Below are 14,813 nucleotides of genomic sequence, written 5' to 3' on the forward strand. Positions count from 1 at the left end.
CGAGGCTGAGGGAGTGAAACGCAGAGAGGCCGGTGGAGCTGGTCTTCGACCGGCAGGAAAGCGGGGAGTGCACCTCCCGGGTCGTCTTCCCGACCTGCGGGTCAGCGCCGGGCTTCCTTCCACCACGACTGCAGCCGGGTCGGCGAGCAGTTCGCCGGGCGGCGAGACCGCGGCAGCACGAGTTCTTCGGCGCAACAGCCTGCCCACCCTGATCCCGCTGGGCAGGCTGCTGGGGGCGCGCGCCGAGGCCGGCACCGGTGAGGCATCGCGTTCCCCGGAACCCCGAGGTCGCCGACCTGTTCTTCCGCCCCTCATGCGCTCACTCACGGCAGCCTGCGTTGCACGAGAGGTGGTACGGGCGCAGGCTGCTTGATGAGGAGGGGAGTCCTTCGACGACCCAGCACCCGCCTACCTCAGAGGTCGATCGTCCGGTCGTCGGCGCGCTCTTCGGGTTCGCGGTCACGCTGCCAGCGGGGGCCACCGCGATTTCTCTCCCCGCGGCCGGATCGTGGCCGCCCGTCACGACGTGGTTGCCGACGCCGAGGTCGCCGAGGAGGCCAAGAACCTGCTGATCAAACTCGGCTGGCGCGAAGAGTGACTTGCTCTCGGCCTTGCCACCGGGCAGCGCTGCGGACACCGAAGGAGGAGTGGCCGTGCAGCATCACGCGGATCCCCACGATCACGAAACGTCCGGGCGCGAGGATCCTGGTAAGGAGCGGGCTACGGCGGTTCTGGATGTGCGAGGTCTGGCCTGGGTGTCTCAGCAGAACACCGTCACCGCTGCGCTCGGGCGACGGCCCGGCGTACTTCAGGTCGAGGTCAACCCGGTCGCGCAATCGGCGACGGTGGCCTTTGACCCGAGGCGTACGTCACTGGCCGAGTTGCGCCGCTGGGTGACCGAATGCGGCTATCACTGCGCGGGCCAGTCCGTGCCGTCCCATGTCTGTGATCCGCTGGCCGAACCGGACCCTGCTGTGGAGGCCACTGAAGAACGTCATGCGACTTCTAGGGGCCAGGCCGCGCGGGTGGCGGCTCCAAGCGCCCCCGCGGAGCACGCCGACCACGTCGGGCATGCGGCGGCCGAGGCTCCCGCCGCTGCCGAGGAGATGCCGACACCGCACGAGCTGATGGGGCACGGCGGCCACGGGGCCATGTCGATGGCGTCGATGGTGGCCGACATGCGCAACCGCTTCCTCGTAGCGCTGCTGTTCTCGATCCCCATCGTCATCTGGTCGCCGATCGGCGAGGACGTCTTCGGCCTGGTCGCTCCTGTGCCCTTCGGGCTGCGTCAGGACGTCTGGGCGCTGTTGCTGAGCCTGCCGGTGATCTTCTACTCGTGCTCGATCTTCTTCGTCGGCGCGGTTCGAGCCTTGCGTGCCCGCACCCTGGACATGATGGTGCTGGTCGCGGTAGCCGTCGGCTCCGGCTGGCTGTACTCGCTGATCATCACGCTCACCGGGGGCGGCGACGTCTTCTACGAGGCGGCCACCGTGCTGGCCTCGTTCGTGCTGCTCGGCCACTGGTTCGAGATGCGGGCCCGGGGCGGCGCCAACGACGCCATCCGCACCCTGCTCGACCTGGCCCCGCCCAAGGCACTCGTCGTGCGGGGCGGTGAGCCGGTGGAGGTGCCCACCGCCGAGGTCGTGGCCGGTGATCTGCTGCTGGTCCGGCCCGGAGCCAAGATCGCCGTCGACGGAACCGTCGAGGAGGGGGAGAGCGAGGTCGACGAGTCGATGGTCACCGGGGAGAGCCTGCCCGTGCACAAAGCCCCCGGCTCGCAGGTCGTCGGTGCGACCATCAACGCCAACGGAACGCTCCGCGTGCGCGCCACCAAAGTCGGCTCCGACACCGCCCTGGCACAGATCGTCAAACTCGTCCAGGAAGCCCAGAACTCCAAAGCCCCTGGCCAACGGCTCGCCGACCGGGCCGCGTTCTGGCTGGTCTTCGTCGCCCTGATCGGCGGCGCCGCGACGCTGGCCGTCTGGTTGCTGGCCACCGACCGCTCGCTGGGCACCGCGATGCTGTTTGCCATCACCGTCGTCGTCATCACCTGCCCGGACGCCCTGGGTCTGGCCACCCCTACGGCCATCATGGTCGGCACAGGACTGGGAGCCCGGCGCGGGGTGCTGTTCAAGAACGCCGTCGCCCTGGAGGCATCGGCCGGGATCCAGACCGTGGTCATGGACAAGACCGGCACCCTGACCAAGGGCGAACCGGAAGTGACCGACCTGATCACCACCCCGGGAACGGACGAGGACCACCTGCTGCGGCTGGTCGCGGCGGTGGAGCGTGAGTCCGAGCACCCTCTGGCCGAAGCCGTCGTACGGTACGCCGAGAGCCGGGCCGTGACGGCGGTGAGCGCGCGGCACTTCGAGAACGTCCCCGGCCACGGTGCGACCGCGGTCGTCGACGGCCACCGGGTCGCGGTCGGCAACCGCGGACTGGCGGTGCGCGAAGGAGTCGACCTCGGCCAACTGGCCGTCCGACGCGAGGCGCTGGCCGCCACCGGCCGTACCGTCGTCGTCGCCGCCGTCGACGGACGGGCGGCGGGCCTGATCGGCATCGCCGACGCGGCCCGGGAGACCTCGGCCGGCGCCGTGTCCGAACTGCACGCGCTCGGCGTCGAAGTGGTCATGCTCACCGGCGACAACCGGGCCACCGCCGAGCGGATCGCGGACCGTCTGGGCATCGACACCGTCATCGCCGAGGTCCTGCCGGGGGACAAGGCGGCCGAGGTGGCCGAACTGCAACGCGGCGGCCGCAAGGTCGCCATGGTCGGCGACGGCGTCAACGACGCACCCGCCCTCGCCCAGGCCGACCTGGGCATCGCCATCGGCGCCGGCACCGACGTGGCCATCGAGACCGCGGACCTCGTCCTGATGCGCTCCGACCCCCTCGACGTGCCGACCGCGCTGCGCATCGGCCGCGGCACCCTGCGCAAGATGCGGCAGAACCTCGGCTGGGCCATCGGCTACAACGCCATCGCGCTGCCCATCGCCGCGGGTGTCTTCGAACCCGCCCTCGGCCTGGTGCTGCGGCCGGAGATCGCCGCGCTGTCCATGTCCGGGTCCAGCATCATCGTCGCCGTCAACGCCCTCGCGCTCAAACGCCTCCACCTCCCCACCGCGGCGCAGTCGCCCGTCGTCGGCCGGCCCCCCGGCGCGCCGGCTGTTCCCGCCACCGGGGAGAGCGCCGGCTCCGACATCGGGCGCCGTGCAGCGTGACCTCCCGGGCCACGGGCAGGGCGTGGACGACCTGCCCGTCGTACCGAACGGCGCACGAGAGCCCTGAGACGAACAGCAGTCAGAGGAGACGGCCGGGGTGGCGTCGTGACCCAGCCGTGCGAGTGCGGCGTACTCTGGCCGCTGAATTTCAAGGAGTGCGGTTGTCCAGGCCGACCCGTTGCCCGCACCCGTACACGATTCGGTTCCGGGACGCTCTCGGCAAGCAACGTGAAGAAGCCGGCTACGACACGCAGGACGATGCGATCGAGCGTCTCACGCAAATTTCCGCGGAGAAAAAGAGGACGGCGCTGTCCGTTGCCGAGGCTCGCCGGGAAGTCGGTCAGCAGACGGTCGCGGAGTACGCGAAGCAGTGGCGGCCGCGGCAGCGGAGGATGACGGAGTACTCCACGGGCTGGCACGTCGACAGCTCCATCAACGTGCACATCGTCCCCCGTCTCGGATCAAGGAAGCTGAACTCTGTCACGCCGATCGTGGTCGAGCGTTTCCTGGACGAGTTGGAGGCCGAGGGGGTGGGCCGCGGGAGCCAGGTGAACTACTGATCCTCGAACCCGCCGACCTCGGCGGCGCCCGAGAGTACCGGGCCACCAATCGATCGAAGTCACACGCGGTGTGACGCCGATCGACCCCAGAGGTGGGCGCACGTCGCTGCACCCGGTTCGCAGGGCCGGCCATCGCGCCCTTGACGATAGGCAGGTGAATGCCTGCATAATGTCGAGTGTGAGCCTCGAAGCAACAGCGATCGACTCGGTGTTCAAGGCGCTGGCCGATCCCACTCGGCGACTCCTGCTCGACCGGCTGCGCGAGCACAACGGACAGACGCTGCGCGAACTGTGCGAGCGCCTTGACATGGCGCGCCAGTCGGCGACGCAGCACCTGGACGTCCTCGTGCGGGCCAACCTCGTCACCGTCGTACGGCGCGGCCGGGAGCGGCTGCACTACCTGAACCCGGCCCCGATCCACGAGATCGAGGAGCGCTGGATCTCCGGCTTCGACAAGCCCCGCCTGCAAGCGATCAGCGCCATCAAGCACCAGGCAGAGGAGTACGCCATGACCGATGCACCCGCACCGGTGCCGGACTACGTATACGTCACCTACATCCGCGCCAGTGCGAAGCAGGTGTGGCAAGCCCTGACCGACGCCGACCTGACGGCGCGCTACTGGGGTCACGCGAACGTCTCCGACTGGCAGCCTGGATCGGCCTGGGAGCACCGGCGAGCCGACGGCTCGGGCAAGGTCGACGTGGTGGGCCGCGTCTTGGAGGCCGAGCCCCCGACCCGGCTGGTCATCACCTTCGATGACGCCCTCGATGCCCGATCGCCGAGGGATCCGTCGGTCGTCACCTTCCTCGTTGAGCCGCATCAGGACATCGTCCGCCTCACCGTGACCCACGAGAGGCTCCCCAACCAGGAGATGCTGGGCGGCATCTCGGTTGGCTGGCCGGCCGTGCTGGCCAACCTCAAGTCGATGCTGGAGACCGGCGAGGTCCTGCCGCAGGCGCCCTGGGAGATGTCCCGCGCCCACACCTGAGCCACGCCTCTCAGCTCCTGGTTCACTTCGCATACGCCCGCACAGACAGGTGCAACACATGCTGGACACCGGCCCACTCCAGGACGCCTACCGAGCACTGCTCGACGCCGCCGCCACCGTGGCCGGCGCCGACAACCCCAGCCCCGCCCCACCGGACGGCGAGTGGAACGCCGACCAGATCCTCGCGCACGTCTCTCTCGTCGGCGCCGCCACCATCGCCGTCGTCGCAGATATCGCAGCGGGGGCCAACACGACGTATGACAACCGGATCGCCCTCGACGCCTGGACCATCCGGCAGACCATCGCTCATGCCGGCGGCAACGCCGGGCTCCGGGACCGCATCAGCGGCCAGGCAGCCGCTCTGTGCGCACTCGCCGGAGGCGCGGCGCTCAGCGACGCCGAGCTCGACACCTTGGTGCCCGCCCGGCTCCTGTCCAACGACACCCCCCTGGTCGATCAGCCCATGCCGCTGCGCGACATCGTCACCGGACTGGCGGAGGCAGAACTGCCCGGTCACACGAAACAGCTCCTCGCCCTCCTCCTCGAGCGGGCCATGACCGAGGCCACGCGGTGACCACGGCACATGCAGCGGATCTGCCTCGGCGGACGGCTGCACGATCTCGACGGTCGTGTCGCGGAGCCGGTAGCGCACCTCGTATCCGAAGTCCGTACGGCCCGAATGGCCTAAGGTGCAGCGGTAGAGAGCCCCGAAGAGCTCCGCGAGCGCATGCAGGATCCGGGACTTCCCGCCTCTGTCGGGACCGATCAGTACGGCAATGGTCTGCCCCTTGTCGACGGCGCTCTCCAGGTCGAGGGTGAAGTCCCGCAGGCCGCGGTAGTCGGGCAGCCTCAGCTGCAGCAGCTGCATCGGATCCCCCTCAGCCGGACCGGAACGTACGAGCATCGCGCGGTGGCGTGAGCTCCTCCGCAAGCCTGGCGAACCGTCGCCAGGTGTCCTCCAGCCGCCCGGAGATCTGCTGGGCGATCACATGCGGCTCTGGAGCGTCTCCCGGCTCCGCCTCGCCCAGGTCGGCGCCGAGGTCGAGGTTGACGTCGGGCCTGGCGAGGAGCGCATCGACGGAGTGGGGCTTGAAGACCCGCGACACGACCCGGGACAGGTCCAGAACCACGCCCAGCACATCCAGGGGGCTGCTGGCCCCGCCGGACGCGTCCGGCGTGAGCGTAGACCGTCTGGTTCCCCCTTGGTGGACAGCCGCTGCGTTGCTGGGCGCTGAAGTGCACCGCAAGATCGTGTTACGAGCTCTACGGGGTACCGCGAGGGATCTGCCGCGCTGGTCCACGAGCGGTTCGGAACTTGCTCGCCCATAGCAGTGAGGAAGACGTTGACCGTCTGCTACTCCCGAGCAGGCCCAACGCCGCCGACCCTCGACATGTCTGATGGGACGTCAGGTTAGTCAGCATCCACTCAGCATCAGTCCCATACGGCTCTCCGCGCGTGCGCCCGGTCGGTGGCTTGGTGGCAGCCTGCTGGCGCAGAAAGACGCGGGCGGCAAGCCTGGTCACAGCAACGCACGATTTTCCTGAAGGTTTTCGAGCCGAAGGCATGCCGATGTACAGTGAGGGGCGCCCCTGACCTGCAAAAAGCAGGCAGGGAGCCGTCCTCCAGGAGTCCAACGTGCTGCGCACCATGTTCAAGTCCAAGATCCACCGCGCCACCGTCACCCAGGCCGACCTGCACTACGTCGGCTCCGTGACCATCGACGCCGATCTGCTCGACGCCGCCGACCTGCTGCCCGGCGAGCTCGTGCACATCGTCGACATCACCAACGGGGCCCGGCTCGAGACGTACGTCATCGAGGGGGAGCGTGGATCCGGGGTGATCGGGATCAACGGGGCCGCCGCCCACCTCGTGCACCCCGGTGATCTGGTGATCATCATCAGTTACGCCCAGGTGACCGACGCCGAGGCGCGTGCGCTGGTGCCCCGGGTGGTGCACGTGGACGCCGGCAACCGCATCGTGGCCCTGGGCGCCGACGCGTCCGAGCCGGTGCCGGGGTTGGACCAGGAGCGCAGCCCGCAGGCCGTCGCCACGGCCTGAGCGGAGCAGACCGAGGCAGGAGCGTGACATGGCCGTGGGTGACATCGGGATCCGTGACGACCGGGAGGCGGGCCGGCTCGAGGCCGTGGCGGGCGGCGAGGTCGTCGGGCGGATCGAGTACTTCGTCCTGGACGCGCCCGGGCGCGCGCTCGTCCCGGTGCACACCGTCGTGGAGACGGCCCACGAGGGCAAGGGTGTCGCGGGCTCCCTCGCCCGCGAGCTCTACGCCGTCGCCGCACGCGAGGACCGTGCCGTCGCCCCGCTGTGCCCGTACGTCGCCAAGTGGGCCGAGCGTCACCCGGACGAGGCCCCGGCGGCACACCCCGAGCTGATCAGGGCGGCGAGGGAGTGGCCGGCGGCGCACCCCGAGCGGTTCTGAGGCGCCCTGACGACGAGGAGCGTCGCTCGTGCTCGCACTCCTGCACACCTCTCCGGTGCACGTGCCGGTCTTCGAGGCCTTGCGCGACGAGATCCGTCCCGGGCTGGAACTGCGGCACGTCGTCGCGGAGGAGTTGCTGGAGCGCGCCCGTGCCACCGGACCCGCCACCGTCGCCGACGACGTACGGGCGCGGGTGAGGGACGCCGCCGACGGCGGTGCCCGGGCGGTGCTGTGCACCTGCTCGACCATCGGAGGCGTCGCGGAGGCGGCCGCCGCCGGGGCCGGCGTTCCGGTGGTCCGCGTCGACCGGCCGATGGCGGGCGCGGCCGTGGCCGCCGGGCCGCGTGTGGTCGTCCTCGCCGCGCTGAAGAGCACGCTCGGGCCGACGGTCGCGCTGATCGAGGAGGAGGCCGGTCGCGCCGGGCGGTCCGTCCGCGTGCGGACCGTGCTGGTGCCAGGCGCCTGGGAACGCTTCGAGGCGGGAGACGCCCCGGGATACGCGCGGCGGGTCGCGGATGCCGCCGACGCCGTCACCGGTGCCGATGTGATCGTCCTCGCCCAGGCCTCCATGGCTCCGGCGGAGCGGCTCACCACGGCCCGGGTCCCCGTGCTGTCGAGCCCTCGATGGGGGCTCGCGGCGGCAGCGGGCCTGCTGCGGGACCCCTCCGGATGAGCCGGCCGGCCCCGCGGCGTCACGCGGGCGGGTGACTGGAGCCGCGGACGTCGGGTAGGTGGGGGAGTAGTCCAGAGCCGACGTCGACCGACAGGCCGGAGGACACGCGCCATGACCAATCCGTACCCGGATCCCGTCCCGCCCGGTCCCACACCGGGACCGGCCCCGGGCCCCGACCCCTCGCACCCCGAGCCCTACCCCGATCCGGTGCCGTCTCCGGAGCCGCCCCCCGGCCCGGACCCCGTACCCCCGCCGCCGGGCCCCGGGCCGGAACCGACGCCGCAGCCCCCGGGGCCGGGACCGCAGCCGCCCCCGCCGCACCCGGGGCCGCCCGAGCCGTCCCCGTCGCCGATTCCGCCGGGCCCCGAACCGGTGCCGAACCCGGAACCCGGCCCTCCGCTGAGCTGAGCGGGCCACCGGGACAGAGGAGGCGGTGGCGGCCACGGGGCCGTCCACCGCCTCCGTCCCGCGGTGTTACGCCGACACCTCCGACCGGTCCCCGCCCCACAGCGTGTGGAACGAGCCCTCGCGGTCCGTGCGCCGGTAGGTGTGCGCACCGAAGTAGTCCCGCTGCCCCTGGGTGAGCGCGGCCGGCAGGCGCTCCGCGCGCAGGGCGTCGTAGTAGGCGAGGGCCGCCGCGAAACCGGGGGTCGGCACGCCCTGGCGGGTCGCCGCGATCAGGACCTCGCGCCAGTCGTCCTGCGCTTCGGCGATCTCCCGCGCGAACGTCTCGTCGGACAGCAGGCTCGGCAGGTCGGCCCGTGCGTCGTAGGCGGCCCGGATGCGGTCGAGGAAGGCCGCCCGGATGATGCAGCCGCCCCGCCAGATCGCCGAGACCGCGCCGAGGTCGATGTTCCAGCCGTACTCCTCGCTGCCCGCGGCGACCTCGTGGAAGCCCTGCGTGTAGGACACGATCTTCGACGCGTACAGCGCCTGCTCCACCCGGTCCGCGAAGGCCGCCGCCTCCGACTCGCTCATCGGCGTGGCCTTCGGGCCGGCCAGCCCGCGCGAGGCCTCGCGCAGCGCCGCGTGCCCCGAGAGGGAGCGGGCGAACACGGCCTCGGCGATGCCGGACACGGGCACGCCGAGGTCGAGGGCGATCTGCACGGTCCAGCGGCCGGTGCCCTTCTGCTCCGCCTGGTCCACCACCACGTCCACGAACGGCTTGCCCGTGGCGGCGTCCACGTGCGACAGGACCTCGGCCGTGATCTCGATCAGGTACGAGTCCAGCCGGCCGGTGTTCCAGGTGCGGAAGATCTCCGCGATCCGCGCGGGGGTGTACCCGGCGACGTCGCGCAGCAGTTGGTACGCCTCACCGATCAGCTGCATGTCGGCGTACTCGATGCCGTTGTGCACCATCTTCACGAAGTGTCCGGCGCCGTCCGGGCCGACGTGTGTGACACAGGGGGAGCCGTCCTTCGCCTTCGCGGAGATCTTCTCCAGCATCGGGCCGAGCGAGTCGTAGGACTCCCCGGGGCCGCCCGGCATGATGCTCGGGCCGTGCAGCGCGCCCTCCTCACCGCCGGAGACGCCCATGCCGACGAAGTGGATGCCCTGCTCGCGCAGCGCCTTCTCCCGGCGCCGGGTGTCGGCGAAATGGGCGTTGCCGCCATCGATGATCATGTCGCCGGGCTCAAGGAGCGGGGCGAACTCCTCGATCACCGCGTCCGTCGGCTCGCCGGCCTTCACCATGATGACCAGCCGCCGCGGCCGCTCCAGTGCCGCCACGAACTCCTTGGCCGTCTCGGCCGGCACGAAGGTGCCCTCGTGTCCGAACTCCTCCACCAGTGTGCGCGTGCGCGCCGGCGTCCGGTTGTGCACGGCGACCGTGTACCCGTTGCGGGCGAAGTTGCGTGCGAGGTTGCGGCCCATGACCGCGAGTCCGGTGACGCCGATCTGCGCTGAACTGCTCATATGGGGTGGCTCCTAGTGACCTCGGTATCGGTACTGCCGGTGCGCCGGTGCTGCCGGTCGACGCCCGTCAGTCCTGCCAACGACCATCCTGACGTGCCGCACTCCCGTGCGCATGCGCGGGTCGCCTCGACGCCGCGCAGGCACATACGAGCGAAGGCACCCGCCGTACTCAGCCGCCGTGCCCGGCACCCCGCGGGACAGCGCCCACCGGGCGCACGCACCCGCGTGCCCCCGCGGACGGGCACACCCGCCCGCGCACGCGTGCCTCCACGCGCCAAGGGGGGCGCAACGGGCGAAAACTCTTGGCCACTTGGCGCATCCGTGCGGCCGATAGCCGCCTTGTCACGGCCAGTTCGCAGCGCTTACTTTTGCCCCTCCTGACGCATTGTCGAGGGGGATTCCATGGCCGTCCGCGGCAGGCACCGCCGGTATCAGCCGAACAGGATCAACCGGGCCTCGCTCACCGTCACGGCGGGCGGTGCCGGAATGGCGCTCCCGCTCATGGGCACCGGCGCCGCCCAGGCCGCCGACGTGGGGACCTGGGACAAGGTCGCCGCGTGCGAGTCCACCAACGACTGGGACATCAACACCGGCAACGGGTACTACGGCGGGCTCCAGTTCACCCAGTCCACCTGGGAGGCGTTCGGCGGTGCCCGGTTCGCGCCCCGCGCCGATCTGGCCACCAAGGACCAGCAGATCGCCGTGGCCGAGAAGGTCCTCGACGGGCAGGGCCCCGGCGCCTGGCCGGTCTGCTCGGTACGGGCCGGACTGACCCGGGGCGGTGACACCCCCGACATCCAGCCGGCCGCCGACAGGAAGGCCGGCACGCAGAACAAGCCGGGCACACAGGGCGAGGGCAAGAAGTCCGCCCGTCCCTCCGTCGAGGACGTCAAGCCGCACACGACGCCCCAGTCCCGCGCGGGCCGCGCCGAGATGTACACCGTGGTCCGCGGCGACACCCTCTCCGGCATCGCGGAGGACGAGCGGGTGCGGGGCGGCTGGCGGGGGCTGTACTCCGCCAACCGCTCGACGATCGGCGCCGATCCCGACCTCATCGTGCCCGGTCAGCGCCTCGCCCTGCCCGACGGGACGGCCAAGGCCCCCGCGCCCCCGGCGAAGAGGCAGGCCGACCAGCGGCCGGACGAGCACTCCCGCGAGAAGGCCGCGAAGAAGGCCGCGAAGAAGGCCGACAAGAAGGCCGACAAGAAGGCCGACAAGAAGACCGACAGGAAGGCCGCCGCACCGCGCACCGAGGACCGTGCCGACCGCGCCACCAAGACCGGCGGTGGTCTCGTCGCCCCCGTCAGCGCCGCCCTCGGCACGCCCTACCACAAGGCCGGGTCCGCCTGGTCGAAGGGCTACCACACAGGGATCGACTTCCCCGTCCCCACCGGCACGTCCGTGAAGTCGGTCGCGGCGGGCACCGTGGTCAGCGCGGGCTGGGAGGGGTCCTTCGGTTACCAGGTGGTGGTCCGGCACACCGACGGCCGCTACAGCCAGTACGCGCACCTGTCGGCGATCTCCGTCAAGAGCGGGCAGTCCGTCGGCGCGGGCCAGCGCATCGGCCGTTCCGGCTCGACCGGCAACAGCTCGGGCCCGCATCTGCACTTCGAAGTGCGGACGGGGCCCGGTTTCGGATCGGACGTCGACCCGGTCGCCTATCTGAGGGCGGGCGGCGTCAGGATGTGACGCGGGCCCCGGTGCCGGTCCACCGGCGGCACCGGAACCGGCACGTACGGGCCGCCGTGGAAGGGCGCGAGCGGCACCAGGGCCGGATCCGTGCCGTCGGACGGGCCGCCCACCGACGGTGCGGGGAGCGGGTGCCGTACGTCCGCGGGCAGCGTGAGTCGCGCCAGCAGCGCCTCGGCGGGATCCGCCGCCTGCCCGCGGGGCTCCGCCGTGGACCGGGTGGCCGGAACCGCTTCGGACCCGGCCTCCGGTACGCGCACCCGGGCGTCGGCCGTCCGGGCCGTCTCCTGCTGCTCGCGTGCCAGCCGTTCCGTCGTGAGGAGGATCAGCCCGCCGGCCGCCACCACCCCGCAGCTCAGCGCGAGCGCCGTGCCCGTCGCGCCGTAGCGGAAGGTCTCACCGAACATCGTGATGCCGACCGCGGCTGCCACCACCGGGTTCACCACCGTCAGCGTGGCCAGCGGAGCCGCCAGTCCGGCGCCCCGGTAGGAGGCCTGCGACAGCAGCATGCCGGCCGTGGCCAGGACACCGATCACCGCCAGGGACGGCAGGTCCCCGGCCGTCACGCCGCCCGTCCAGTCCACCGCGACGGTCTTGGTGAAGACCGAGGACATACCGAAGGCGACACCGGACGCGGTGGCCAGCAGGATGCTGCGCACCGCGGGATGCCGGTGCACGGCCCGGGCCGCGGCCATCAGCGCCACGACAGCACCGGCCGTCCCGAGCGCCACCGCCACCCGCTGTGCGGTGTCCAGCGACTGCGCGTCGGACGCGCCGACCAGGGAGAGCAGACCCGCGAGGCCCACGGTCGCCATGATGGCGCCCCGCCACGCGGTCGCCCCGGCCCTGCGGCCGACGAACAGCGCGGCCATGGGCAGCGCGAACACGATGGTCAGCGCGCCCAGCGGCTGGACGAGGCTCAGCGGGCCGTAGGCCAGCGCCACCACGTGGAGCAGTCCGCCGAGACCGTTGAGCACGACCGCCGCCCACCAGCCCGGCCGGCGCAGCGGTGCGTACTGCTGCGTGCCGGGCGAGGACACCGCGACCTGCTCCTGCACGATCGCTCCGCCGGCGTACGCCACGGCGGACACGAACGACAGCAGCACGGACAACGCGAGGGCGCTCATCGGCTGCTCCTCTGCGTGAGGCCGGGGCGGTGGACCCGGCGCGGCGAACGGTCGGCTCTCATAACCAACACGATGCCGTGTCAGGATGTTCCCGTCGTCGTCCCTGAGCACTCAATGAGTCCTACTGCCGATGGAGTACGACGGCGACCCCGTCATCCCCTGGGTGGGCGCCCGCGGACGGAGGGCCCCTGGTTGCTTCCCCTAAGGGGCTTGGTACTACTGCACGTCGTGGACCTCGACCCCCGCCTCACCGCCCTTCACCGGCTCGGTGGCTTCTTCGTACTGCGCACGCAGGGAGCGGCCGGCCGTTCCCTGCGTTCCCTGCCCACGCTCACCCAGGCATACGGTCCCGGACGCCCGGACGTTCAGGGCGACGCCCTGGCCTCCCGGATCCGCAGGGTCGCCGATGCCCTGAAGGTGCCGGAGGCGCGGGTCGCCGCGTCGGTGGCCCACCAGGGTCTCGCCGCCCGTCTGTGGTCCGTGGCGCTCGGCAGCGCCGTCCTCTGCGGCGCCGTCCCCGACCTCGCCCCGCCGCTGCTGCGGTGGGACCCCGAGGGCAGCGCCCCCGACGACCTGTGGCTGACCGAGGTGCGTCCGCTGGCCGGCGACGCGCCCACGCTCGTGGACCTGGTCCTGCGCGCCCATCTCGAGCCCCTCGCCGAGGCCCTGCGCACCCGGCACCGCCTCGCGCCGGGACTGCTGCGCGGCAACGCCGCCTCCGCGCTCGCGGGCGCCGCCCGGGAACTGGACCGCTGGGGGCGGCGCCACGGCCGTACGGACGTCGCCGCCCGCGCCGCCTCCCTGACCCGCGACATACTCGCCGACCCGCTGCTCGCCGGGACCGGGACCCTCACCGGCACCGTCTTCCGGCGCCGCAGCTGCTGCCTGTACTACCGGGTGCCCGGCGGGGGCGTCTGCGGCGACTGTTGCTTCGTACGGCCCCCCTGCTCTTCCCCACGCGCCCCGTCTGAGTGACCATGAGAGGAACGTCCGCGCAGACAGGGGGTTCACGGGTGCGAGTGGGACTACTGACCCGGGAGTACCCCCCGGACGTGTACGGCGGCGCGGGGGTCCACGTGGAGTTCCTCGCCCGGGAGCTGAGGCCCCTGGTGGACCTGGAGGTGCACTGCTGGGGCGAGGGCAGGACGGACGGCGTGCTCCGCCACCGCCCCTGGTCCACGCTCGACGGGGCCAACGACGCCCTGCGGACCTTCTCCGTGGACCTGGCCATGGCCGCCGCCCTGCAGGACCGCGAACTGGTCCACTCCCACACCTGGTACGCCAACCTCGGCGGTCACCTCGCCAAGCTGCTGTACGGCGTCCCGCACGTGATGACGGCCCACTCCCTGGAGCCGCTGCGCCCCTGGAAGGCCGAGCAGCTCGGCGGCGGCTACGCCCTGTCGAGCTGGGCCGAGCGCACCGCGGTCGAGGCCGCCGACGGAGTGATCGCGGTGTCCGGTGCCATGCGCGACGACATCCTCGGCTGCTACCCGGCCCTGGACCCCGCCCGGGTGCACGTCGTGCACAACGGCATCGACACGACCCTGTACCGTCCCGACCCCGCCACCGACGCCCTGGACCGGATCGGCCTGGACCGCTCCCGCCCGTACGTGCTGTTCGTCGGCCGTATCACCCGGCAGAAGGGCGTGCCCCAGCTGCTGCGGGCGGTGCGCGGCATCGACCCGGCCGCACAGGTCGTGCTGTGCGCGGGGGCGCCGGACACGCCCGAGATCGACCGGGAGTTCCGCGAGCTGTACGAGGAGCTGAGCCGGGTGCGCGAGGGGGTGTACTGGATTCCGCAGATGCTGCCGCGCCCGGAGGTGATCCAGCTGCTCACGCACGCCGCCGTGTTCGTGTGCCCCTCGGTGTACGAACCGCTCGGCATCGTCAACCTGGAGGCCATGGCCTGCGGCACCGCCGTGGTCGCCTCCCGGGTCGGCGGCATCCCGGAGGTCGTGGCGGACGGCTCCACGGGGGTACTCGTGGAGGTGGACGACGACTTCGAGGCGGGCCTCGCGCGGACCCTCGACTCGGTCCTCGGCGATCCGGCCACGGCACGGCGGATGGGTGAGGCGGGGCGGGAACGCGCGGTCGCGGAGTTCGGCTGGGACGCGGTAGCCCGGCGCACGGCCGGGCTCTACGAGGAGATCCTCAAGCAGGCTTAGTCCCGCCTGTCCGGGGCAGTCTTGGGAAAACTCGG

Annotated in this window: 13 protein-coding genes; 10 read left to right on the forward strand and 3 right to left on the reverse strand. The window is 71.9% G+C overall.

What is annotated here, in order from left to right; all coding sequences use genetic code 11:
• Window positions 1-653: 653 nt before the first annotated feature.
• The 4 genes from BU52_RS03575 (at window position 654) to BU52_RS03590 (ending at window position 5,346) form a co-directional block, all read left to right on the forward strand.
• Entirely contained in the window at window positions 654-3,224 is a 2,571-nt protein-coding gene (locus BU52_RS03575; protein WP_051857892.1) for a heavy metal translocating P-type ATPase, read from the forward strand.
• Between the two features lie 161 nt (window positions 3,225-3,385).
• Window positions 3,386-3,784 carry an N-terminal phage integrase SAM-like domain-containing protein gene (locus BU52_RS03580; protein WP_235216248.1) on the forward strand — a complete coding sequence of 133 codons (399 nt, stop codon included), beginning with the start codon at window positions 3,386-3,388 and terminating at the stop codon, window positions 3,782-3,784.
• A gap of 199 nt (window positions 3,785-3,983) precedes the next feature.
• Entirely contained in the window at window positions 3,984-4,772 is a 789-nt protein-coding gene (locus BU52_RS03585; protein ID WP_200881148.1) for an ArsR/SmtB family transcription factor, read from the forward strand.
• 58 nt (window positions 4,773-4,830) lie between these two features.
• Window positions 4,831-5,346, forward strand: a complete 516-nt coding sequence (locus BU52_RS03590; protein ID WP_037927542.1) for a hypothetical protein — start codon at window positions 4,831-4,833, stop codon at window positions 5,344-5,346.
• 304 nt (window positions 5,347-5,650) lie between these two features.
• Here BU52_RS03590 and BU52_RS03595 read toward each other — a convergent pair whose 3' ends face one another.
• Window positions 5,651-5,902, reverse strand: coding sequence for a hypothetical protein (locus BU52_RS03595; protein WP_157847809.1), 252 nt, complete (start codon window positions 5,900-5,902; stop codon window positions 5,651-5,653).
• A gap of 506 nt (window positions 5,903-6,408) precedes the next feature.
• Between BU52_RS03595 and panD the strand changes: the two genes are divergently transcribed.
• The 3 genes from panD to BU52_RS03610 are packed head-to-tail and all read left to right on the forward strand — an operon-like array spanning window position 6,409 to window position 7,883.
• Window positions 6,409-6,831, forward strand: coding sequence for an aspartate 1-decarboxylase (panD, locus tag BU52_RS03600; protein ID WP_037927547.1), 423 nt, complete (start codon window positions 6,409-6,411; stop codon window positions 6,829-6,831).
• Between the two features lie 34 nt (window positions 6,832-6,865).
• A complete protein-coding gene (locus BU52_RS03605) occupies window positions 6,866-7,210 on the forward strand; it encodes a GNAT family N-acetyltransferase (RefSeq protein WP_037928001.1) in 345 nt (114 codons plus the stop codon).
• 28 nt (window positions 7,211-7,238) lie between these two features.
• The gene (locus BU52_RS03610; protein ID WP_037927551.1) at window positions 7,239-7,883 is read left to right on the forward strand and encodes an aspartate/glutamate racemase family protein; all 645 of its coding nucleotides are present in this window, start codon (window positions 7,239-7,241) and stop codon (window positions 7,881-7,883) included.
• Between the two features lie 474 nt (window positions 7,884-8,357).
• Here the strand turns inward: BU52_RS03610 and gndA are convergent, their stop codons facing one another.
• Complete coding sequence (gndA, locus tag BU52_RS03615; protein WP_037927554.1) at window positions 8,358-9,797, reverse strand: NADP-dependent phosphogluconate dehydrogenase; 1,440 nt, start codon at window positions 9,795-9,797, stop codon at window positions 8,358-8,360.
• 402 nt (window positions 9,798-10,199) lie between these two features.
• Between gndA and BU52_RS03620 the strand changes: the two genes are divergently transcribed.
• Window positions 10,200-11,486, forward strand: a complete 1,287-nt coding sequence (locus tag BU52_RS03620; protein WP_037927557.1) for a transglycosylase family protein — start codon at window positions 10,200-10,202, stop codon at window positions 11,484-11,486.
• On the opposite strand, the gene BU52_RS03625 is transcribed toward BU52_RS03620, so the two are convergent.
• Window positions 11,456-12,613, reverse strand: coding sequence for a DMT family transporter (locus tag BU52_RS03625; protein WP_051857866.1), 1,158 nt, complete (start codon window positions 12,611-12,613; stop codon window positions 11,456-11,458). The genes BU52_RS03620 and BU52_RS03625 overlap by 31 nt on opposite strands.
• A gap of 228 nt (window positions 12,614-12,841) precedes the next feature.
• On the opposite strand from BU52_RS03625, the gene BU52_RS03630 reads away from it, so the two are divergent.
• Both BU52_RS03630 and glgA read left to right on the forward strand, forming a co-directional pair.
• Window positions 12,842-13,588: a (2Fe-2S)-binding protein gene (locus BU52_RS03630; RefSeq protein WP_037928008.1), complete on the forward strand. Its 747-nt coding sequence runs from the start codon at window positions 12,842-12,844 to the stop codon at window positions 13,586-13,588.
• A gap of 38 nt (window positions 13,589-13,626) precedes the next feature.
• Window positions 13,627-14,778, forward strand: a complete 1,152-nt coding sequence (gene glgA / locus BU52_RS03635; protein ID WP_078903089.1) for a glycogen synthase — start codon at window positions 13,627-13,629, stop codon at window positions 14,776-14,778.
• The last annotated feature ends 35 nt before the right edge of the window (window positions 14,779-14,813 follow it).

This window comes from Streptomyces toyocaensis (assembly GCF_000725125.1).
In the GTDB taxonomy this organism is placed as follows: Bacteria; Actinomycetota; Actinomycetes; order Streptomycetales; family Streptomycetaceae; genus Streptomyces; species Streptomyces toyocaensis.